Here is a 19690-nt window from a genome sequence, read left to right as displayed (position 1 = left end):
CGGCGGTCCCGGACGGCGGCGGAGACGGCGTTGCCGAGGAAGAGCACGCAGACCACCAGCACCAGGGCGAACAGCGCCGCGCTCTTGCGGTCCACCGCCTCGGTGATGGTGGAAGCCACCCCGAGCGCCGACCAGTTCTCGGTCAGCCGCAGCTCGGGCCGCCCGAACTCGCCCGCGGGCAGCGTGACGGTCTGCGGGGCCGGGGAGGAACCCAGGGTGATGTCGACGTCCAGACCGGTCGCCCGGTTGATCTGCTCGGCGATCAGCCGGACCCGCTCGGCGGACCGCTCGCTGTAGCCGTCCACCCCGGCGACCCGGACCCGGATCGCGCTGATCGGGGCAGCACGCTGCGGGCCCGCCCGTTCCAGCAGTTTCGGGACGCTGTTCAGGGTGGTCAGGACCAGCGGCGGGGCCGACAGGTAGCCCGCCGGGTTGCCACTGGGCAGCAGCGGTTCGCCACCGAGCGCGGCGCGGCTGCGGTCGTCCGCTCCCTCGGCCGTCGGCGGCTCGTACGTCTCCAGCGGCACCTTGCTGAGCTCGCCGAAGCCGGTCAGCCGCTCCGGATCGAACACGCCCACCGCCCGCCAGTCGTGCAGGGCTTCGTCGCTGGGGATGACCAGCCGACCCACCCGGCGGGCGCCGGTGTCGTCGCTGAGCCAGGGCCGGGGCAGCAGGCTGATCTCCGTCCGGTCGCCGAAGATGGCCGGATCGGGCGGTGACACCCGGGCGATGCGCAGGGTGCCGTCCGCCGCGCGCTCGTAGTCCACCGGGGCCGGCTGGGCGAGCACCTGGAGTTGGCCCCGGCAGCAGCTGTCGAAGGCGTCGTCACCGAGGCCGGCGGCGAGCATGCCCCGGTAGCTCTCGGCGAGGTCGATCTCGGCACTGCCGGCCGGGGTCCCCTCGGCCCGCCCCAACGCCCCGTCCAACACGTCCGGCGCCAGCCCCGCCGGGCGGGCCGTCGGCAGCCGGGTGAGGCGGGTGCGCACCGCGCCGTCCAGGAAGGGCCGGCTCGGGACCAACGCCGGGACGCTCCGGTCGGGCACGAAGCCCGGAACCGACGTGTCGGCGAGGGTGTCCGCCGCGTTCAGCGGGCGGCCGTCGACCACCGCGTCGGCCAGGCCGACCAGGCGCTGCTCGGCGTCCGGGTCCACGGCGGCGATCAGGAACGGCACGGTCAGCGTTTCCTCCAGCGCCAGCCGCTCGGCGGTGGTGGGGCCGGTATCCACGGCGCCGACGGGCGCGCCGAGCGCGCGGTGGGTTACCTCGAAGCGGCCGTCGGGCAGCAGGCGAGCGGCGAGCACCCGCCAGATCTCGCGCTCCGACCAGCCGGGGTTGCCGACGACGACGGCGCTCCGCGGGTCGCAGATCGGCCGGCTGGTCCCGTCCGGCTGGACCTCGCGGGGGACCGCCCCGCACTCGTCGGACCAGGAGTAGACGCGACCGTCGGTGTACCGGGCCGAGTCCATCGTGTCCGGCTCGATGACCGGATAGATCAGCGGGTACCGGGTGACGTACACGTACTCGGGACGGCCCGGGGCGGTGGAGAGGCCGCGCTCGGCGACGTACGTCCGGTCGATCCGGATCACCTGGCGGTCCAGGGTGCGGTCGACGGCGTCGGTGAGGTCGACCGACATCGGCACGCGCGACGTCGAGTGACCGAGCATCGCGATCGGGGCGGCCACCTCCACCCCGGCGACCGCCCGCACCCGCTCGTACTGCTCCAGGGTGATGCCGCCGTAGATGCCGGAGAGGTAGTTCGGGCGGACCAGCCGGTGCTCGGCCTCCAGCGCGGTACGCGCCCCTGTCGGGCGGACGAGGATGTCGTACGCGGACCGGGTCTCGCGCTCGACGGCGCCGGTCACCGCCAGCCGGGAGGTGGTGGTGGTCCCGGTGAGGACGACGAACCCGGTGGTCGCCACCAGCACACCGACCAGCAGCGCCACCGACCGGCCAGCACGGCCACGAAGCTGTCCCCACACCATTCGGAACATGTCGCGCCTCCCCGTGTGCTGCACCACACTCTGCGCGATACATTGCGGCAATGCAAGGGAACGCGCGGCGGCCCGCGGCGGTCAGTCCACCGGCAGCCGGCGCAGGAAGCGCTCGCCCAGCGCGGTCACCTGGCCGGCGTCCAGCTCCGTGGCCGGGCTGGCGACGGTCACCTCGGCCGTCGCCACGCCGGGCACCTCGGTGTTCCGCCAGCCGCCCACGAACCAGACCTTCTCCTCCTCGGCGAGGGCGAGGTTGGCGTCGTTCAGGGCGTCCGCCGGATGCGGCAGCCAGAGCCGGAACTGGTGGGTGTGCGGCGGCGCCGGGAACACCCGCGCGCCGGGCAGGCCGGCCAGCGCGGTGGCCACGGTGCGGGCGTGTGCCACGTAACCGGCGAGCCGGGGCAGCTCGTGGGTGAGGCCGGCGAGCGCGGCCAGGGCGGCCGGCCACTGCTGGAACAGCGTGCCGCCGTGCCGGTGCCGCCAGGCCCGGGCGTACGCGACCAGCTCGGCGGAGCCGGCCAGGGCGGCGCCGGAGTGCCCACCGAGCGACTTGTAGAACGAGACGTAGGTGCTGTCGGCGAGGCCGGCCACCTCGGCCAGCGGGTGCCCGAGGTGGGTGGTGGACTCCCAGAGCCGGGCGCCGTCCAGGTGTACCCGGGCGCCCCGGGCCCGGGCGGCGTCGACCACCGCGACCAGCTCCGCCCAGCTCGGCAGCACGAACCCGGCGTCGCGCAGTGGCAGCTCCAGCAGCAGCGTGCCGATCGGCTCGTCCAGCGCCGCCACCTCCTCGGCGGTGGGGTTGCGCGGGGCGTCGGTGGTGGACACCGCGCGCAGGCCGCCGAGCACCGCGTAGGCGTCCCGCTCGTGCCGTACCGGGTGGCTCAGCGGGTGCAGCCCGACAGCTGTCCGGCCGGTCAGCTCCGCGCCGTAGCGCATCGCGACCTGCTGGGCCATGGTGCCGGTCGGGAAGAAGGCGGCGGCCTCCGTGCCGAGCAGCTCGGCGACCCGGCGCTCCAGCTCCGCCACGGCGCCGCCCTCGCCGTAGTAGTCCGGCAGCGCGTCGTCCGCGGCCACCGCGCGCAACGCGGCGAGCTGCTCGGCGACCGAGTCCGGGCGTACGCCGGAGAGCACCGTGTCGCAGCCGCGCAGCGCGGTCAGCCGGCGGACCCGCTCGGCGTACCCGTCGCTCATCGCGTACCCGCCAGGCGGCGCAGCCGGGTGACCGCCTCGGTGAGCACCTCGGGCCGCTTGCAGAAGGCGAACCGGACCAGCCGCCGGCCCGCCTCGGGGTCGTCGTAGAAGACCTGGGTCGGTACGCCCACCACGCCGCACCGCTCGGGCAGCAACCGGCAGAACTCCACCCCGTCCCGCCCGCCGAGGGGGGTGACGTCGGCGGTGACGAAGTACGTCCCCTCCGGCGGAAGCACCTCGAACCCGGCGTCGGTCAGCCCGCCGACCAGTTGGTCCCGGCGGGCCTGCAGGCCGGCCCGGAAGCCGGCGAAGTAGTCGTCCGGCAGGGCCAGCGCCACCGCGACCGCCGGTTGCAGCGGTGCCGCGTTGACGAAGGTGAGGAACTGTTTCACCCGCAGCACCGCGGAGACCAGCGCGGCCGGGCCGCTGACCCAGCCCACCTTCCAGCCGGTGCAGGAGAACGTCTTGCCGGCCGAGGAGATGCGCAGCGTCCGCTCGCGCATCCCGGGCAGGGTGGCCAGCGGCACGTGCGGGGCGGCCGCGTCGGTGAAGACCAGGTGCTCGTAGACCTCGTCGGTCACCGCGTACGCGCCGTGTTCCTGGCACAGCTGCGCGACCAGGGCCAGCTCGGCGGGGGTGAACACCTTGCCGGTCGGGTTGTGCGGCGAGTTCAGCAGCACCAGCCGGGTACGCGGGCCGAAGGCGGCGCGCAGCGCGGCCGGGTCGAACGCGTACCGCCCGTCGGGGCCGGGGCGCAGCGTGACCGGGCGCCGGACCGCGCCGGCCAGCGCGATCGAGGCGGCGTACGAGTCGTAGTACGGCTCGAAGCAGACCACCTCGTCGCCGGGCTCGCAGAGCGCCAGGATGCTCGCCGCGACGGCCTCGGTGGCGCCGGCGGTCGCCACGATCTCGCCGTCCGGGTCGTACTCCAGCCCCCAGAACCGGCGCTGGTGCGCGGCCACCGCGGCACGCAGGGCCGGGACGCCCGGACCGGGCGGGTACTGGTTCTGCCCGGCGCGCAGCGCCTCGGCCGCGGCGGCGAGCATCTCCGGCGGGCCGTCGGTGTCCGGGAAGCCCTGGCCGAGGTTGACCGCACCGGTGCGCACGGCCAGGGCGGACATCTCGGCGAAGATGGTCGTGCCGAACGGGCGCATCCGCGCCACCAGCGGGTCGACCCGGGCGGGGGTGGTCGTCACGCCCGCCAGCCTACGGACCGCCGGCGCGGCTTCAACCCCTCGCCTCAGCCGGTGCAGTTCACCCCGTACGCGCCCTCGTCCGTCGCGACGGTGCGCCCGTCCACGGTGATCCGGCAGCTGATCCGATCGGGCTGACCGTGGTCCGCCAGGACCATCACCCGCTCGGCGCTCGGCATCCGCAGGCTCCGCCGCCACGGCAGCGTGACCTGCTCGACCTGGATGAAGTCGCCGTTGGCGTCGTAGTACTCCAGGTCCGCCGGGCCGCGGCCGGTCACCTCGTAGACCACGGTGACCCTGCCCGGCCCGTCGGACGGGGTCAGCGCCGGCCGCACCGTCGGGCGCGCCTGGGTCGGCCAGACCTGCGGCTCCTCGTAGTCGTAGTACGGGTCGTAGGTCTCCTGCGCGTACGGGTCGTCGGGGTAGGGGGTGTCGGCGCTGTAGACCAGGCCGGCGATGCCGAGGCAGGCGCAGAGCCCGAACGCGAGGACGGTGGCCACGGCGACGACGACGCCCACCACGGTCGACCGGTTGCCCGAGCGGGCCGGGGCCGCCGGCGCGTACGGCGGTGGATAGCCGGGCGGCAGGTGGCCCGGGGGAAGGTAGCCGGGCGGCAGGTGGCCCGGCGGGTACCAGGCCGGGCCGGGAGCACCGGCCGGCGGCGGGAGGCCCGGCGTGCCGGGCGGCGTCCACGGGTCGGGCGCCACCCAGGGCTGCGGCGGCGGGGTCGGGTCCGGCGGGGTCCACGACGGCGGCGCGGCCGGCTCCGGTGCCGTCGGCGTTCCCGAGGCGGCGGCGTCGGGTGCGGCCGGTCCGGTCGACGGCCCCGGGTCGGGCGCGGCCGGTCCGGTCGACGGGGTGGGGTCGGGGGGTGGCGGGGCCTCGGACATCGGTCTGCTCCGGTGGGGCGGGTGGGCGTCCGCGACGGGGGTGGCGGCGTGCCGGCGCTCCGGGCCGGCGGCTCAATGTACGCGGACGGCCGCCGCCGTGGGCAGCACCGCGACGCCCGAAACCCGGCGAACAGCGCCGCCGCACTGGCCCGCGGCTTCCGCGCCCGGAACCGCCGCCGATCTGCGGCCGGCCGGCGGGTCCCTACGCGGCGCCGAAGCAGCTGGCCCGCCACGCGCCGCGGCCGGCCGTCTCGGTCGTCGCCGCGCTGCCGTCCACGCTGACCGAGCAGGAGACCGCCCACATCGCGTCGTCGGGCTTGCTGGCCTGCACCATCACCAGGTCGAGCCGGTCGGTACGCACGCTGGTGCGCCACGGCAGCCGCACCTCGTCCAGCCAGATCGGCGCGCCGTTGGCGTCGTGGTAGAGGATGTCCGCCGCGCCGCGCCCGGTCACCTCGTAGACCACCCGGATCCGGCCCGGTCCCTGCGACGGGGTGGCCGCCGGGCTGGCCGAGGGGCTCTCCCCCGGTGCCGGCGAGGCGTCCGGGCCCTCCGCGCCGTCGACCTCGGCGCCCAGGTCGTCGATCGTCGGCGCGGCCCGTGGCCGGTCGTCGGGGCGGAGCAGCTGGTAGCCGCCGAAGCCGAGGCCGGCGGCGAGGACGAGCGCCCCGGCGAGCACGGCGGCCACCAGGCCGGGCCGTCGGCGGCGCACGGCACCGCCGGTGTGAGCCGGCTCGGCGGGAGCGGCGTGCGGCGTCGGCGGGGTGGCGTACAGCGGGGTGGCGGGGATCCAGGGGTCGGGCTGTGCCGGGTACCCCGGATCGGGCCGCGGGTCGAGCGGCGCCCAGGGGTGCGGGTCGGCCGCCGGGCGCGGGCTCGGCGGATCGGTGGGCGGGGTCGTCTCGGACACGGTCGCTCCAGGTGCCGGGTCAGGTGCGCGGCCGGCGGGCCCAGGGACGACGCCGGCCCGGCGAGCCTGTCGTACCGCCACCGGGGTACGCAACCCGGTCCCCGGCGCCGGCCCGGATGGGTCGGGATATTCGCCCGATTGATCCCGTATTTCGACCTGATTGCTCAAGTTCAGTGATCGTTTACCCGGCTTTCGAGCACACCTGGTGAGCGATACTGGGTTAGGCTGCCACCCATGTGTGGAATCGTGGGGTACGCCGGCTCGCGCCCGGCGCTGGGCATCGTGCTGGACGGACTGCGGCGGCTGGAGTACCGCGGTTACGACTCGGCCGGGGTGGCCGTCGTCTGCGACGGCGAGCTGCTGACCGAGAAGAAGGCCGGCAAGCTGGCCAATCTGGAGAAGGTCCTCTCCGAGCGGGCCGCCGACGACCCGACGTCCTGCGCGGCCAGCCCGATCGGCATCGGCGACGGCACCACCGGCATCGGCCACACCCGTTGGGCCACCCACGGCGGCCCCACCGACCGCAACGCCCACCCCCACCTGGCCCCCGACGGCCGGGTCGCGGTCATCCACAACGGCATCATCGAGAACTTCGCGAAGCTCCGCGCCGAGCTGGAGGCCGACGGCGTCCAGTTCGCCAGCGACACCGACACCGAGTGCGCCGCGCACCTGCTCTCCGCCGCCCTGGCCGACCTGCGCGCCGCCGGCCACCCGGACGGGCCGCAGCTGCTCGCCGCCGGCATGCGGGTGGTCTGCCAGCGGCTGGAGGGGGCGTTCACCCTGCTCGCCGTCGACGCCGGGGTGCCCGGCGCGGTGGTCGGCGCCCGGCGCAACTCGCCGCTGGTGGTCGGCCGCGGCGCCGGCGAGAACTACCTGGCCAGCGACGTCGCCGCGTTCATCGAGCACACCCGGGACGCGGTCGAGCTGGGCCAGGACCAGATCGTCCTGATCACCGGCGACACCATCGAGATCACCGACTTCGCCGGTCAGCCCGCCGCCGGCAAGGACTTCCACATCGACTGGGACTCCTCGGCCGCCGAGAAGGGTGGCTACGACTGGTTCATGCTCAAGGAGATCGAGGAGCAGCCGCAGGCCATCGCCGACACGCTGCTCGGCCGGCTCACCGAGACCGGCGAGATCGCGCTCGACGAGGTCCGCCTCAGCGACCAGGACCTGCGCGACGTCGACAAGATCTTCATCGTCGCCTGCGGCACCGCCTACCACTCCGGCCTGGTCGCCAAGTACGCCATCGAGCACTGGACCCGGATCCCCTGCGAGGTGGAGCTGGCCAGCGAGTTCCGCTACCGCGACCCGGTCCTCGACCGGTCCACGCTGATCGTGGTGATCTCGCAGTCCGGCGAGACCATGGACACCCTGATGGCGCTGCGCCACGCCAAGGAGCAGAAGGCCCGGGTGCTGGCCATCTGCAACACCAACGGCTCCACCATCCCGCGCGAGTCCGACGCGGTCCTCTACACCCACGGCGGGCCGGAGATCGCCGTCGCCTCCACCAAGGCGTTCCTCACCCAGCTCGTCGCCTGCTACCTGATCGGCCTGCACCTGGCCCAGGTCCGCGGGATCAAGTACGCCGACGAGGTGGCCGCCGTGGTCGCCCAGCTCCAGGAGGTGCCGGGCAAGCTGCGCGAGCTGCTGGACCGGATCGAGCCGGTGCGCGAACTGGCCCGCGAGCTGAAGAGCGAGCCGACCGTGCTCTTCATCGGCCGGCACGTCGGCTACCCGGTGGCGCTGGAGGGCGCGCTCAAGCTCAAGGAGCTGGCGTACATGCACGCGGAGGGCTTCGCGGCGGGCGAGCTGAAGCACGGCCCGATCGCGCTGATCGACAAGGGCACCCCGGTGGTCTGCGTGGTGCCGTCGCCGGCCGGCCGGGGCATCCTGCACGACAAGGTCGTCTCCAACATCCAGGAGGTCCGGGCGCGGGGCGCCCGCACCATCGTGATCGCCGAGGAGGGCGACGAGGCGGTGGTCCGCTACGCCGACCACCTGATCTACGTGCCGCGTACGCCGACGCTGCTCGCGCCGCTGCTCACCACCGTGCCGTTGCAGGTGCTGGCGGCCGAGATCGCCGCCGCCCGGGGTCACGACGTGGACCAGCCGCGCAACCTGGCGAAGTCCGTCACCGTCGAGTAGCAGCCAGCGGCATACCCGGCCCCGGTCCGTCGCGTCGGCGGCGACCGGGGCCGACCCGTACGCGGGTCGGTCCCGGGCCGGTCGGTGCCGGGCTGGTCGGCGCCGGGCTGGTCGGCGAGAGGCCGGTCGGTGCCGGGCTGGTCGGCGAGAGGCCGTTCGTGCCGGGCTGGTCGGCCCCAAGCCGTCGACGTGTCCGGGTGCCCACCCGTGCCCTCGCCGCCCGGGCGGTCGGCTGTGCTGGCGGCGGTCGGCGGGCTTCACCGGCCCAGCACGATCCGGGCCATGCCGTCCAGCGCGGGGTTGTCGGCCTCCCAGTAGCCGGTGTGGCCGTGCCGGCCGCTCGGGAACGTCCGCGCGCCGAAGCCCGGGTCGGTGGGGTCGCGCCCGAACCACAGCTCGTGGCCGCCGGCCACCCCCGCGGTCAGGCCCAGCGGTGACGCGCCGAGGACCGCGCGCCGGGCCAGCTCGTCCGGCGGGCTGGCCAGCCGGATGACGTCGTCGGCCGCGGTGCTCGCCCAGACCTGGCCGGCCGGCAGGCCCAGCTCGGCGGCGTGCGCGACGCCGACCCCGGGCGAGCCGACGAAGACCAGCGCGTCGGCCGCCAGCCCGTGTTCGCGGGCGGCGTTGCCCACCACCAGCGAGCCGTAGCTGTGCCCCAGCACGGTCTGCCGGGCCGGTGGCCCCTCGTGGGTGGCCCGCAGCCCCTCCTGGAACCGGTGCAGCGCCGGCCCGGCGTCCCGGGCCTGCCCCGGCCAGACCGCCTCGTGCAGGAAGTCGGGGGCGTCGTAGTCGAGCCACAGCACCGCCGCGGTCTCCGCGCCCGGGTCGAGGGCGGCGCAGCGGGCCAGCACCCGGCCGGCCCGGCCCAGCTCACCCGGGGCGTCGTCGAGGCCGGCGGTCATCCCCGGCACGTACGTCAGCACGCCGCTCGACCGGTCGGGATTGCCCAGCGCGACCACCGCCCGGCCCTCGCCCCCCCCGGCTCCAGCCCCAGCAGGTACGCCCGGGGCGCCCCGGACGCCGCCAGCCGGGCGTCGAGCGCGTCCAGCCCGGACAGTGCCGCCCCGACCCGGAGCAGCCCGGCCACCTCGACCGGCCCGCGCGGCACCCGGCCGAGCAGCCGCGACCGCTCGGCGACCAGTTCGTCGCGCCGGGCCCCGAGCAGCAGCCGGTTGGCCTGGTCGCGGGCCGCGACCGGCACCCCGTCGAGGCGGCCGACCAACCCCGGCTCGTGCGCCACCAGCCAGCGCCGCTGCGCCGGGGTGAGCCCCGCCCACCAGGCGTGGACCAGCGCCGGGTCGCCGCCCGGCGCGGGCCGACCAGGGGGCGGGGCGTCCGCCCAGCCGGTGCCCGCCGCGGCGGACAACCCGTCCAGCCGCGCCGTGGCCTCGCGGTCGGCCGCCCTCGCCAGGTCGAGTGCGTCGCGGATGCCCGCCCCCACCCGGGCGGCCGCCGGCCCGGCCCGCTCGGTCGGTGGTCGGGCCGGATCGGCGCGGACCCGGCCGTGCCGGTCGACCAGCACCCCCGAGCCGTCGGCCAGCGCCACGGCCGCGGCCAGCCGCCCTTTGGCCGTGGCCAGCCGGGCGGCGAACTCGGCGAGCACCTGGTCGGCCTCGATCAGGGCGGGCCGCAGCGTGGTCAGCTCGGCCCGCAGCCCGGCCAGCCGGGCGTCGGCCGCCCCGGCGGCCCCGCCCGACCAACCGCCCCGGAGCGCGGTGGCGGCACCGGCCAGCGCGGCGGACCGCCGCTCGGCCAGCCGGGTGAGCCCCGCCCAGGCGGTGCCGGCGGCCCGCCAGGCATCCGGATCGGCCGCCCACAACTGGGCGTAGCCGACGCCGCCGACGGCCGTCGCCGGTCGCCCCGCCGGCCCCGTCCCGCCGGCCCGCAGCGGTCGCCCGGCGGGCCTGGTGGGGCCCGCCGGACGAGCCGGCCTCGGCCGGGTCATCGGGGCAGGGCGGCCAGCCGGGCGGCGGCCCGGTCGTCCGCCGCCTGGTACGCCTCGTCCGCCGCCGAGACCGCGTCGCCGGTCGCCGCCACCCGCGCGCCGAGCCGGCCGCACCAGCCGTGCACCGCCGACTCCAGCCCGGCCAGCGCGGCACCGGCCGACCAGCCCGGCGCCGGCACCACCAGACCGGGCACCCCGGCCAGCCCGTGCGCCAGCCGGTAGCCCTCGTCGGCGAGCCGGCCCGCGGCCCGCCGCAACACCTCCGGTCGGACGCTGATCGCCTCGTCGCTCATCCGGCCCCCCGCCTCGCGCTGGAAACATCGACGGACCCGACGCTAGGTGGCGGCGGCACCGCGCCGGGGGCCCTGTGGACAACCGGCCCCGGCCGCCGGCTGCGGCTGTCCACAGGCATTGCCGCGGACCGCGCCGGTGGCTAATCTGCCGCCCGCCACGCCGGTAGGGTGAGCTCGTGATCGTGGCTGTCGGCATCGACGTCGTGCTGGTCGACCGGTTCGCCCGGGCCATCGCGCGTACGCCGCTGCTGGCCGACCGGCTCTTCACCGAGGCCGAGCGGTTCACCCGCTCCGGCAATCCGCGCTCGCCCGAGTCGCTGGCCGCCCGGTTCGCCGCGAAGGAGGCGGTGGCCAAGGCGCTCGGCGCGCCGGCCGGGCTGAGCTGGCACGACTGCGAGATCGTGCCGGATCCGGACGGTCGTCCCTGGCTGACCGTCTCCGGCACGGTCGCCGCGGCGGCCACCGAGCGCGGGGTCAGCCGCTGGCACCTCTCGCTGTCCCACGACGGCGGGATCGCCTCGGCCATGGTGGTCGCGGAACGGTGATCGGGGGCGTGCCGCGCCGGCACGCCGGAACGGAGTGGCATGAGACCGGTGTGGCGGGTCGCGGACGTACGGGCGGCGGAGGCGGGACTGATGGCCACCCTGCCGCCCGGGACGCTGATGCAGCGCGCCGCCGCCGGGCTGGCCCGCCGCTGCGCGTTGCTGCTCGCCGATCGGGGCGGGGTCTACGGAGCCCGGGTACTGCTGCTGGTCGGCTCCGGCGACAACGGCGGCGACACCCTCTACGCGGGCGCGCGGCTGGCCGGGCGGGGTGCCGCGGTGTCCGCGCTGCTGCTGAGCCCGGGTCGGGCGCACGCCGGCGGGCTGGCCGCGTTCCGCGCCGCCGGTGGCCGGCTGGTGGACCGGCCGCCCGCCGTGGTCGACCTGGTGCTGGACGGGATCGTCGGGATCGGCGCCAGCGGCGGGCTCCGGGAGACGGCCGACCAGTTGGCGGCCAGCCTGGTGCGGCACTGCGGGCGGGACGGCGACCGGGCCAGCGTGGTCGCGGTGGACGTGCCGAGCGGGGTGGCGGTGGACACCGGTCACGTCCCGCTGGCCGCCTCCGGCCGGCCCAACGCGGTCCGCGCCGACGTCACGGTGACCTTCGGCGCGCTGAAGCCGGCACTGGTGGTCGGCCCGGCCGCCCCGCTCGCCGGCCAGGTCGAGCTGGTCGACATCGGGCTGGCGCCGTGGCTGCGGGGCACCCCGGCGCTGCGGGTCACCGAGTGGTCGGACCTGGTCGACTGGTGGCCCCGGCTGGGCGCGGCGTCGGAGAAGTACAGCCGGGGGGTGGTCGGGGTGGCCACCGGCTCGGCGACCTACCCGGGCGCCGCGGTGCTCTCGGTGGGCGGCGCGCTGGCCGGCCCGACCGGGATGGTCCGCTACGCCGGTGGCGCCCGGGCCGAGGTGCTGCACCAGCACCCGTCGGTGATCGCCACCGGCCGGGTCGCCGACGCGGGCCGGGTGCAGGCCTGGGTCTGCGGCTCGGGGCTGGGCACCGGCGAGGAGGCGGCGGCCGAACTGCGGGCCGTGCTGGCCGCCCCGGTGCCGGTGGTGCTCGACGCGGACGCGCTCACCCTGCTGGTCGACGGCTCGCTCGCCGACCGGTTGCGCAAGCGGGACGCCCCGATCGTGGTCACCCCGCACGACCGCGAGTTCACCCGGCTCTGCGGGGAGAGCCCGGGCACCGACCGGGTCGCCGCCACCCTGCGGCTGGCCGCCTGGATGAACGCGGTGGTGCTGCTCAAGGGGGACCGCACGGTGATCGGCACGCCCGACGGGCGGGCGTACGTGAACCCGACCGGCACCCCGGCGCTGGCCACCGGGGGCACCGGGGACGTGCTGGCCGGGCTGCTCGGCTCGCTGCTCGCGGCCGGGGTGCCGGCGGACCGGGCGGCCGCGATGGCCGCGTACCTGCACGGGCTGGCCGGTCGGGAGGCGGCCCGGGGCGGCCCGGTGACCGCGCCCGACGTGGCGGACGCGCTGCGCCCGGTGCTGGCCCGGCTCGGCGCGGCGGTGGGCTCGGCCGGCCCCGGCCGCCGGGATCGACCCGGAAAGTAGGCTGGGCCCATGTGGCAGGCCGAGGTACGCGTCGACCTTGACGCGATCCGCGAGAACGTGAGCCGGCTCCGGTCCGGCACCGGTGCCGAGTTGATGGCGGTGGTCAAGGCCGACGGGTACGGCCACGGCATGGTCCCGGCCGCACGGGCGGCGCTGGACGGGGGCGCGGACTGGCTCGGTGTCTGCACCCTGGACGAGGCGCTGGGCCTGCGGGCGGCCGGCATCACCGTCCCGGTGCTGGCCTGGTTGCTCGCCCCGGGGCTGCCGCTGCACGAGGGGGTCGCCGCCGGGGTCGACCTGGGCGTGGCGAGCCTGTCCCAGCTCGACGAGATGATCGAGGCGAGCCGGCGGGCCGGCCGTCCGGCCCGGCTGCACCTCAAGATCGACACCGGGCTCTCCCGGGGCGGCGCGACCGTCGCCGATTGGCCGGCGCTGCTCGACGCCGCGGCCAAGGCCCAGGCGGACGGCGTGGTCGAGGTGGTCGGGGTGTGGAGCCACTTCGTCTACGCCGACATGCCCGGGCACCCGACCACCGACCGGCAGCTCGCCGTCTTCCACGAGGGGCTGGCCATGGTCGAGCGGGCCGGGCTGCGGCCCCGCTACCGGCACCTGGCCAACTCGGCGGCCACCCTGACCCGGCCGGACACGCATTTCGACCTGGTCCGGCCCGGGATCGCCGTCTACGGCCTCTCCCCGGTGGCCGGCGAGACCTACGGGCTGCGCCCGGCGATGACCGCCCGGGCCCGGGTGATGCTCACCAAGCGGGTGGCCGCCGGCTCCGGCGTATCGTACGGCCACACCTACACCACCGAGCGGGACGCGAACCTGGCCGTGGTGCCGCTCGGCTACGCCGACGGGGTGCCCCGGCACGCCTCCAACAGCGGCCCGGTGCAGCTCGGCGGGCGGCGGCGGACCATCTCCGGCCGGGTCTGCATGGACCAGTTCGTGCTCGACTGCGGCGACGACCCGGTGGCCGCCGGCGACGTGGTCACGCTCTTCGGCAGCGGCGCCGACGGCGAGCCCACCGCCGACGACTGGGCCGAGGCGGTCGGCACCATCAACTACGAGATCGTCACCCGGTTCGGTGGCAGCCGGGTGCCCCGGGTCTACGACGGCGAGCGTCCGTGAGCGCGAGGAGTGAGCCGGGTTTGCGAGCCCCGCAGTCGCGAACCAGGGTGGCGCCGTGAGCGCGAGGAGTGAGCCGGGTTTGCGAGCCCCGCGGTCGCGAACCAGGGTGGCGGCGTGAGCGGTCAGAAACACCGCATCCCGCGTCCGCGTACCGCAACCGGCAAGGTCGCCGGGCTGGTCGGGGCCGCGGTCGGGGTGGCGGCCGCCGGGCTCGCCGCCGGCGTCGCCACCGAGCGCGCGCTGGTCCGCCGGCTCAAGGCCGACCCCACCGACCGGTACGCCCACGAGGTCTTCGGCGACCAGCGGTACGACGAGTCGTTCCGGCTGGAGATGCCGGACGGCACCGACATCCACGTCGAGGTGGTGGAGCCGACCCGGCCGGTGGCCGGCAACCCGACGGTGGTGCTGGTGCACGGCTTCTGCCTGGACATGGGCACGTTCCACTTCCAGCGCAAGATGCTCGCCGAGCGGGGCGAGCACCGGATCGTCGCGTACGACCAGCCCGGCCACGGCCGGTCGGGCCGGCTGGAGACCGGCGAGTACGACCTCACCGCGCTCGGCCGCACGCTGCGCGCGGTGATCGACCGGACCGCCCCGGAGGGGCCGCTGGTGCTGGTCGGCCACTCGATGGGCGGGATGACCATCATGGCCTTCGCCGAACTGTTCCCGGAGATGTTCGGCGACCGGGTGGTGGGCACGGTGCTGATGGCCACCTCGGGCGGCCTGCTCGCCGAGACGAAGCTGGTCGCGCCGGCGCTGCTCGGCCGGGTGGGCGCCCCGGTGCTCTACATGGTCGGCAACGTCACCCGTTACGGCGGCACCGTGATCGACCGGGCCCGCAAGTCCACCACCAACGTCGCCTGGCTGCTCACCCGCCGGTACGGCTTCGGCGCCCGGAACCCGAGTCCGGCCCTGGTCTCGTACGTGGAGACGATGAACTCGCGCACCTCGGCGGACACGGTGACCCGCTACCTGCGCACGCTGGCCACCCACTCGCGGTTCCCGGCGCTGGCCGCGCTGGCCGACACGCCGGTGCTGGTGGTGGTCGGCGACAAGGACATGATCACCCCGGTGACCCACTCGGAGGAGATCGTGCGGCGCCTGCCGCACGCCGAGTTCGTCAAGATCAACGACAGTGGGCACGTGGTGATGCTGGAGCACGCCGACGAGGTCAACGCCGCGCTGGCGCGCTTCCTCGAATCGTTGTGAGCATGGAGGAACTGTGACCCACGTGGTGAAGCTGCCCACGGCCGCCGACACCCAGGAGTTCGGCCGCCGGCTGGCCGGCGTGCTGCGCGCCGGCGACCTGTTGCTGCTCACCGGCCCGCTGGGCGCCGGCAAGACCGCGCTGACCCAGGGCATCGGCGCCGGGCTGCGGGTGCGCGGCGACATCACCTCGCCGACCTTCGTGATCGCCCGGGTGCACCAGCCCGACCGGGCGCGGGGCGGCCGGGTGGCGCTGGTGCACGCCGACGCGTACCGGCTGGGGGACGCGGCCGACCCGCGGGCCGAGATCGACGACCTCGACCTGGACGCCTCGGTGGAGGAGTCGGTGACCGTGGTCGAGTGGGGCGAGGGGATGGTCGAGCAGCTGGTCGACGCCCACCTGCGGGTGCGCATCGACCGGCGGGACGACGACACCCGGGTGGTGGAGCTGGAGCCGGTCGGTGGCGACTGGGCGCAGCGCCTGGCCGGCCTGGGCTGAGCGCTGTCGTACCCGCTGCCTAGAGTTCGGCCGACCGAACCGACCGGCGAAAGGTTGCCGATGCCCGACGACGCCCCCACCCTCGACCTGCTGGCGCTGCTGCCGGCGGACTGGCGGGCCGTGCTCACCCCCCACCTCGACCCGGCCCGCACCGCCGCGCTGGCCGATTTCGTCGCCCGCGAGTACGCGACCGCGACGGTCTTCCCGCCGGTCGAGGACCTCTTCTCCGCCTACCGGCTCTGCCCGCCCGGCGGCTGCCGGGTGCTGATCCTCGGGCAGGACCCGTACCACCGGGCCGGGCAGGCGCACGGGCTGAGCTTCAGCGTCCGCGAGGGGGTGACGGTGCCGCCGTCGCTGCGCAACGTCTTCAAGGAGCTGGGGGAGGACCTCGGCGTGCCCAAGCCGCGCAGCGGCAACCTCGACGGCTGGGCCGCGCAGGGCGTGCTGCTGCTCAACTCGGTGCTGACCGTGCGGCAGGGCACGCCGGGGTCGCACGCGAACGCCGGTTGGGAGGAGTTCACCGACGCCACCATCCGGGCCCTGGACGCGCTGGACACCCGGGTGGTCTTCCTGCTCTGGGGCGGCTACGCCCGCAAGAAGGCCGCCCTGGTCACCAACCCCCGGCACGTCGTGCTGGAGGCCGGCCACCCCAGCCCGATGAACCCCCGCGGCTTCCTCGGCAGCCGCCCGTTCAGCGCGGCCAACAAGGCGCTGGCCGACGCCGGCCTGCCCACGATCGACTGGGAACGCTCGGCCGGCTGACGGCTGACGGCTGATGGGCTGGGCCCGCCGGTGCGGGTCCGGATCGCCGGCCCGTCAGGGGGCCTGGCCGCTCGTGGCGGTTCGTGCGCGGTGGCGGTAACGGCGCAGCAGCCCGGCGGCGGCCGGGTCGGTCAGCTCCAGGGCGACCAGCGGCACCACCCGGTAGCCGCGGTCGCCGTGCCGCACCTCGACGGTCTCGGGCAGCTCGTCGCACATCACGGCCCGCAGCTCCCCGTACCGGGTCAGCCACCGGTGGGCGCCCGGTTCCTCGGGCTCGACCGGCACTCCGCCGAACTCGCCCCACCGGTCGTGCCACCGCTGCCCGTAGGCGGCCCGCAGCCAGGCGGCGAACCGGGCCGAGTCGCGCCAGCGGACCGCGATCTCCACGGCGTCGACCGGCACCGGCGCTCCCTGCAGCAGCGCGGCGGTGCCACCCGTGAGCACGTGCGGCAGGTCGCCGAGGCGGTCCAGGAGCCGGTCGAGTCCCAGGGCGTCGACCCGCTCGGCCAGCGGCCGGGCGGCCAGCTCGGCCATCCGGGCGTCGAGCTGCGCGTCGAGCGGCTCCACCGCGACCGCCAACTGCAGGTCCATGGCCGCGAGCAGCCGCTCCAGCAGCGGCACGCTGGGCGAGCGGTCGCCGCGCTCGATGCGTGCGACCGCCGCTTGACTCACTCCAACCAGCTCGGCCAGCTCACGCTGGCTGAGTTCACGCAACTCGCGCTGTCGCCGGACGGTGGTGCCGAGGAGGGTGACGAGACGGGATGACATCCCGGCAGGGTGGGCCATTCGCGAACGAGCCTGATACCTGAGAGTCATCATTATGACTGTGAGGTATCGGCCTCGCACAACAGCTTGCCGACCCCGACGACACGCCCACCGTCGACCAGCCGAGGCGCGGGAAGAGCCAGACGACCCAGTGGGTGCGGTGGGGGTCGGCGTCAGCTGCGGTGGCTCTACAGGGCGTGGTCGGTGAGCGGTCGGCCAGCCTTGATGCCGGACGGGGCCGGCGCGGGGCGAGGGCGGCGCACGGCGTCAGCTCAAGGTGGTGGCGGGGCCGGTTCGGCGGGGCGCTGGGGCGATAGGGGCATGCGCGGAGGTGGCGGGGCGGTCCGGGCGTGCGCGGGACGTGGCACGGGAGGCCGGGTGAGCGGAGGGGCGGCGCGGGCCGTGCCGAGAGTTGGACGGGCGGGGCGGGCGTGCGTCGGGGGTGGGGGCGGGGCGGCTAGGCTGGCATACCGTGCTCGTACTCGTGGTGGACAGCTCCACCCCCGCGGTGACCGCGGCCCTGGTGGAGGTCTCGGCCGGCGGCGTCACACTCCGCGCGCAGCGGTGCACGGTCGACGCCCGTGCGCACGGCGAACTGCTCGCCCCGCAGGTCGACGCGGTCCTCGCCGACGTCGACGCCCGTCCGGGCGACCTGGCGGCGATCGTCGCCGGCCTCGGTCCCGGCCCGTTCACCGGGCTGCGGGTGGGGCTGGTCACCGCCGCCACGATGGGCCAGGTGCTCGGCATCCCCACGTACGGCGTCTGCTCGCTGGACGCGATCGGCCACCCGGCGGCCGCCGGCGAGCCGGTGCTGGCCGCCAGCGACGCGCGGCGCAAGGAGATCTACTGGGCGGTCTACGACGGCGCCGGCCAGCGGCTGGCCGGGCCGGAGGTCTCCGCGCCGGCGGTCGCCGCCGAGCAGGCCCGGGGCCTGGCGGTCACCGTGGCGGTCGGCGACGGCGCGCACCGGTACGCCGACGCGCTCGGGTTGCCGCTACGGGCGGAGCCGCGCTACCCGGATCCCGCGTCGCTGGCCGCCCTGGCCGCCGAGCGGGTCCGCGCCGGTGCCCCGGGGGAGCGGCTCACCCCGCTCTACCTGCGTCGCCCGGACGCCGTGGCGGCGACCGCGCGCAAGCCGGTCCTGCCGTGAGCGTGGTCCGCCTGGAGCCGTTCCGCTGGTGGCACATCGACGAGGTGCTGCCGATCGAGGCGGATCTGTTCGGGCCCGAGCAGTGGTCCGCGGCGATGTTCTGGAACGAGTTGGCCAACGGGCACTTCTACCGGGTGGCCCGCGACGACGACGGCGCGGTGCTCGGCTACGCCGGGCTCACCGCGGCCCTGCCCGACGAGGCCTGGGTGCAGAACATCGCCGTCCGCCGGGACGCCCAGCGTCGCGGCATCGGCCGGCTGCTGCTGGAGGCGCTGCTCGCCGAGGCCGCCCGGCTCGGCGCCCGCAACACCCTGCTGGAGGTCGCGGCGGACAACGCCCCGGCCCAGCGGCTCTACGCCGCGTACGGCTTCGAACCGATCGGGGTACGGCGCGGCTACTACCAACCGAGCAACACCGACGCGCTGGTCATGCAGCGCGTCGAGGCGGCGACCGGAGATGGGACCGACCGTGGCTGACGAACCACTGATCCTCGGCATCGAGACCTCCTGCGACGAGACCGGTGTCGGCATCGTGCGCGGGCACACGCTGCTCGCCGACGCGCTCGCCTCCAGCGTCGAGCAGCACGCCCGGTTCGGCGGCGTGGTGCCCGAGGTGGCCAGCCGGGCCCACCTGGAGGCCATCGTGCCGACCATGGACCGGGCGCTGGCCGAGGCGGGGGTGACCCTCGCCGACATCGACGCCATCGCGGTGACCTCCGGTCCGGGCCTGGCCGGCGCTCTGCTGGTCGGGGTGGCCGCGGCGAAGGGGTACGCGCTCGCCGCCGAGAAGCCGGTCTACGGGGTCAACCACCTCGCCGCGCACGTGGCGGTGGACACCCTGGAGCACGGCCCGCTGCCCGAGCCGGCGATCGCCCTGCTGGTCTCCGGTGGCCACTCGTCCCTGCTCCGGGTCGACGACCTCGCCCGCGGCGTCACCCCGCTCGGCGCCACCATCGACGACGCCGCCGGTGAGGCGTTCGACAAGGTCGCCCGGCTGCTCGGGCTGCCGTTCCCGGGCGGCCCGCCGATCGACCGGGAGGCGCGGGCCGGTGACCCGGCGGCGATCGCCTTCCCGCGCGGCCTGACCGCCGCCAAGGACCTCGCCGCCCACCGCTACGACTTCTCCTTCTCCGGGCTGAAGACCGCGGTGGCCCGCTGGGTGGAGGCGCGGCAGCGGGCCGGGGAGCCGGTGCCGGTCGCCGACGTCGCCGCCTCCTTCCAGGAGGCGGTCTGCGACGTGCTGACCGCCAAGGCGATCGACGCCTGCCGGGCCGACGGCATCGACACGCTGGTGATCGGCGGCGGCGTGGCGGCCAACTCTCGGCTGCGGGCGATGGCCGAGCACCGCGCCGCCAAGCACGGCATCCGGGTCCGGGCGCCCCGGCCGAAGCTCTGCACCGACAACGGCGCGATGGTGGCCGCCCTCGGAGCGCACCTGGTCGCGGCGGGCGTAGCGCCGAGCCGGCTGGACCTGCCCGCCGACTCCGCCATGCCGCTCACCACGGTCAGCGTGTGACG

Annotated in this window: 19 protein-coding genes; 10 read left to right on the top strand and 9 right to left on the bottom strand. The window is 76.1% G+C overall.

The genetic code is table 11. The features are described 5' to 3' along the window. From SM577_RS14210 to SM577_RS14190, 5 genes are all read right to left on the bottom strand, one after another. On the bottom strand, window positions 1–1991 hold a 1991-nt coding region (locus SM577_RS14210), incomplete at its 3' end, for an ABC transporter permease (RefSeq protein WP_474587059.1). An 81-nt stretch (window positions 1992–2072) separates the two neighbouring features. Next, window positions 2073–3182 (bottom strand): threonine aldolase family protein, encoded by a 1110-nt coding sequence (locus tag SM577_RS14205; protein WP_474587058.1) that lies wholly within the window; start codon window positions 3180–3182, stop codon window positions 2073–2075. Beyond that, window positions 3179–4378, bottom strand: a complete 1200-nt coding sequence (locus SM577_RS14200; RefSeq protein ID WP_474587057.1) for a pyridoxal phosphate-dependent aminotransferase — start codon at window positions 4376–4378, stop codon at window positions 3179–3181. Before SM577_RS14200 ends, SM577_RS14205 begins: the two co-directional genes overlap by 4 nt. A gap of 44 nt (window positions 4379–4422) precedes the next feature. Beyond that, the gene (locus SM577_RS14195) at window positions 4423–5265 is read right to left on the bottom strand and encodes an MmpS family transport accessory protein (protein ID WP_302919478.1); all 843 of its coding nucleotides are present in this window, start codon (window positions 5263–5265) and stop codon (window positions 4423–4425) included. 202 nt (window positions 5266–5467) lie between these two features. Beyond that, entirely contained in the window at window positions 5468–6175 is a 708-nt protein-coding gene (locus SM577_RS14190) for an MmpS family transport accessory protein (RefSeq protein WP_474587056.1), read from the bottom strand. 234 nt (window positions 6176–6409) lie between these two features. On the opposite strand from SM577_RS14190, the gene glmS reads away from it, so the two are divergent. Then, complete coding sequence (gene glmS / locus SM577_RS14185) at window positions 6410–8323, top strand: glutamine--fructose-6-phosphate transaminase (isomerizing) (protein ID WP_302919476.1); 1914 nt, start codon at window positions 6410–6412, stop codon at window positions 8321–8323. A 257-nt stretch (window positions 8324–8580) separates the two neighbouring features. Here glmS and SM577_RS14180 read toward each other — a convergent pair whose 3' ends face one another. The 3 genes from SM577_RS14180 to SM577_RS14170 are packed head-to-tail and all read right to left on the bottom strand — an operon-like array spanning window position 8581 to window position 10561. Continuing rightward, window positions 8581–9246, bottom strand: a complete 666-nt coding sequence (locus tag SM577_RS14180) for an alpha/beta hydrolase (protein ID WP_474587055.1) — start codon at window positions 9244–9246, stop codon at window positions 8581–8583. Next, window positions 9240–10268 carry a hypothetical protein gene (locus tag SM577_RS14175; RefSeq protein ID WP_474587054.1) on the bottom strand — a complete coding sequence of 343 codons (1029 nt, stop codon included), beginning with the start codon at window positions 10266–10268 and terminating at the stop codon, window positions 9240–9242. The genes SM577_RS14180 and SM577_RS14175 overlap by 7 nt, the downstream gene beginning before the upstream one ends. Beyond that, on the bottom strand, window positions 10265–10561 hold the full coding sequence (locus SM577_RS14170) for a hypothetical protein (RefSeq protein ID WP_474579481.1): 297 nt from the start codon (window positions 10559–10561) through the stop codon (window positions 10265–10267). The genes SM577_RS14175 and SM577_RS14170 overlap by 4 nt, the downstream gene beginning before the upstream one ends. A gap of 176 nt (window positions 10562–10737) precedes the next feature. On the opposite strand from SM577_RS14170, the gene SM577_RS14165 reads away from it, so the two are divergent. The 6 genes from SM577_RS14165 to ung all read left to right on the top strand — a co-directional run bounded on the left by SM577_RS14165 (window position 10738) and on the right by ung (window position 16258). After that, window positions 10738–11106 carry a holo-ACP synthase gene (locus SM577_RS14165; protein ID WP_302919473.1) on the top strand — a complete coding sequence of 123 codons (369 nt, stop codon included), beginning with the start codon at window positions 10738–10740 and terminating at the stop codon, window positions 11104–11106. Between the two features lie 39 nt (window positions 11107–11145). After that, window positions 11146–12663 carry an NAD(P)H-hydrate dehydratase gene (locus tag SM577_RS14160; protein ID WP_474587053.1) on the top strand — a complete coding sequence of 506 codons (1518 nt, stop codon included), beginning with the start codon at window positions 11146–11148 and terminating at the stop codon, window positions 12661–12663. Window positions 12664–12672: 9 nt separating this feature from the next. Then, on the top strand, window positions 12673–13791 hold the full coding sequence (gene alr / locus SM577_RS14155) for an alanine racemase (protein ID WP_302919471.1): 1119 nt from the start codon (window positions 12673–12675) through the stop codon (window positions 13789–13791). A gap of 135 nt (window positions 13792–13926) precedes the next feature. Further along, window positions 13927–15000, top strand: coding sequence for an alpha/beta fold hydrolase (locus SM577_RS14150; RefSeq protein WP_302919691.1), 1074 nt, complete (start codon window positions 13927–13929; stop codon window positions 14998–15000). A 13-nt stretch (window positions 15001–15013) separates the two neighbouring features. After that, window positions 15014–15496 carry a tRNA (adenosine(37)-N6)-threonylcarbamoyltransferase complex ATPase subunit type 1 TsaE gene (gene tsaE / locus SM577_RS14145; protein WP_302919470.1) on the top strand — a complete coding sequence of 161 codons (483 nt, stop codon included), beginning with the start codon at window positions 15014–15016 and terminating at the stop codon, window positions 15494–15496. 60 nt (window positions 15497–15556) lie between these two features. Next, window positions 15557–16258, top strand: coding sequence for a uracil-DNA glycosylase (gene ung, locus SM577_RS14140; protein ID WP_474579482.1), 702 nt, complete (start codon window positions 15557–15559; stop codon window positions 16256–16258). A 54-nt stretch (window positions 16259–16312) separates the two neighbouring features. Here the strand turns inward: ung and SM577_RS14135 are convergent, their stop codons facing one another. Further along, window positions 16313–17026, bottom strand: coding sequence for a helix-turn-helix domain-containing protein (locus SM577_RS14135; RefSeq protein ID WP_474587052.1), 714 nt, complete (start codon window positions 17024–17026; stop codon window positions 16313–16315). Window positions 17027–17495: 469 nt separating this feature from the next. Here SM577_RS14135 and tsaB point away from each other — a divergent pair, with 469 nt between their 5' ends. The 3 genes from tsaB to tsaD are packed head-to-tail and all read left to right on the top strand — an operon-like array spanning window position 17496 to window position 19688. Continuing rightward, window positions 17496–18173, top strand: coding sequence for a tRNA (adenosine(37)-N6)-threonylcarbamoyltransferase complex dimerization subunit type 1 TsaB (gene tsaB, locus SM577_RS14130; protein ID WP_302919467.1), 678 nt, complete (start codon window positions 17496–17498; stop codon window positions 18171–18173). Beyond that, window positions 18170–18649, top strand: coding sequence for a ribosomal protein S18-alanine N-acetyltransferase (gene rimI / locus SM577_RS14125; RefSeq protein ID WP_302919466.1), 480 nt, complete (start codon window positions 18170–18172; stop codon window positions 18647–18649). The genes tsaB and rimI overlap by 4 nt, the downstream gene beginning before the upstream one ends. Continuing rightward, window positions 18642–19688 (top strand): tRNA (adenosine(37)-N6)-threonylcarbamoyltransferase complex transferase subunit TsaD, encoded by a 1047-nt coding sequence (tsaD, locus tag SM577_RS14120; protein ID WP_167179767.1) that lies wholly within the window; start codon window positions 18642–18644, stop codon window positions 19686–19688. The genes rimI and tsaD overlap by 8 nt, the downstream gene beginning before the upstream one ends. The last annotated feature ends 2 nt before the right edge of the window (window positions 19689–19690 follow it).

Source organism: Micromonospora desertarenae (assembly GCF_056150265.1).
This window is presented reverse-complemented; position numbering and strand designations above follow the sequence as displayed.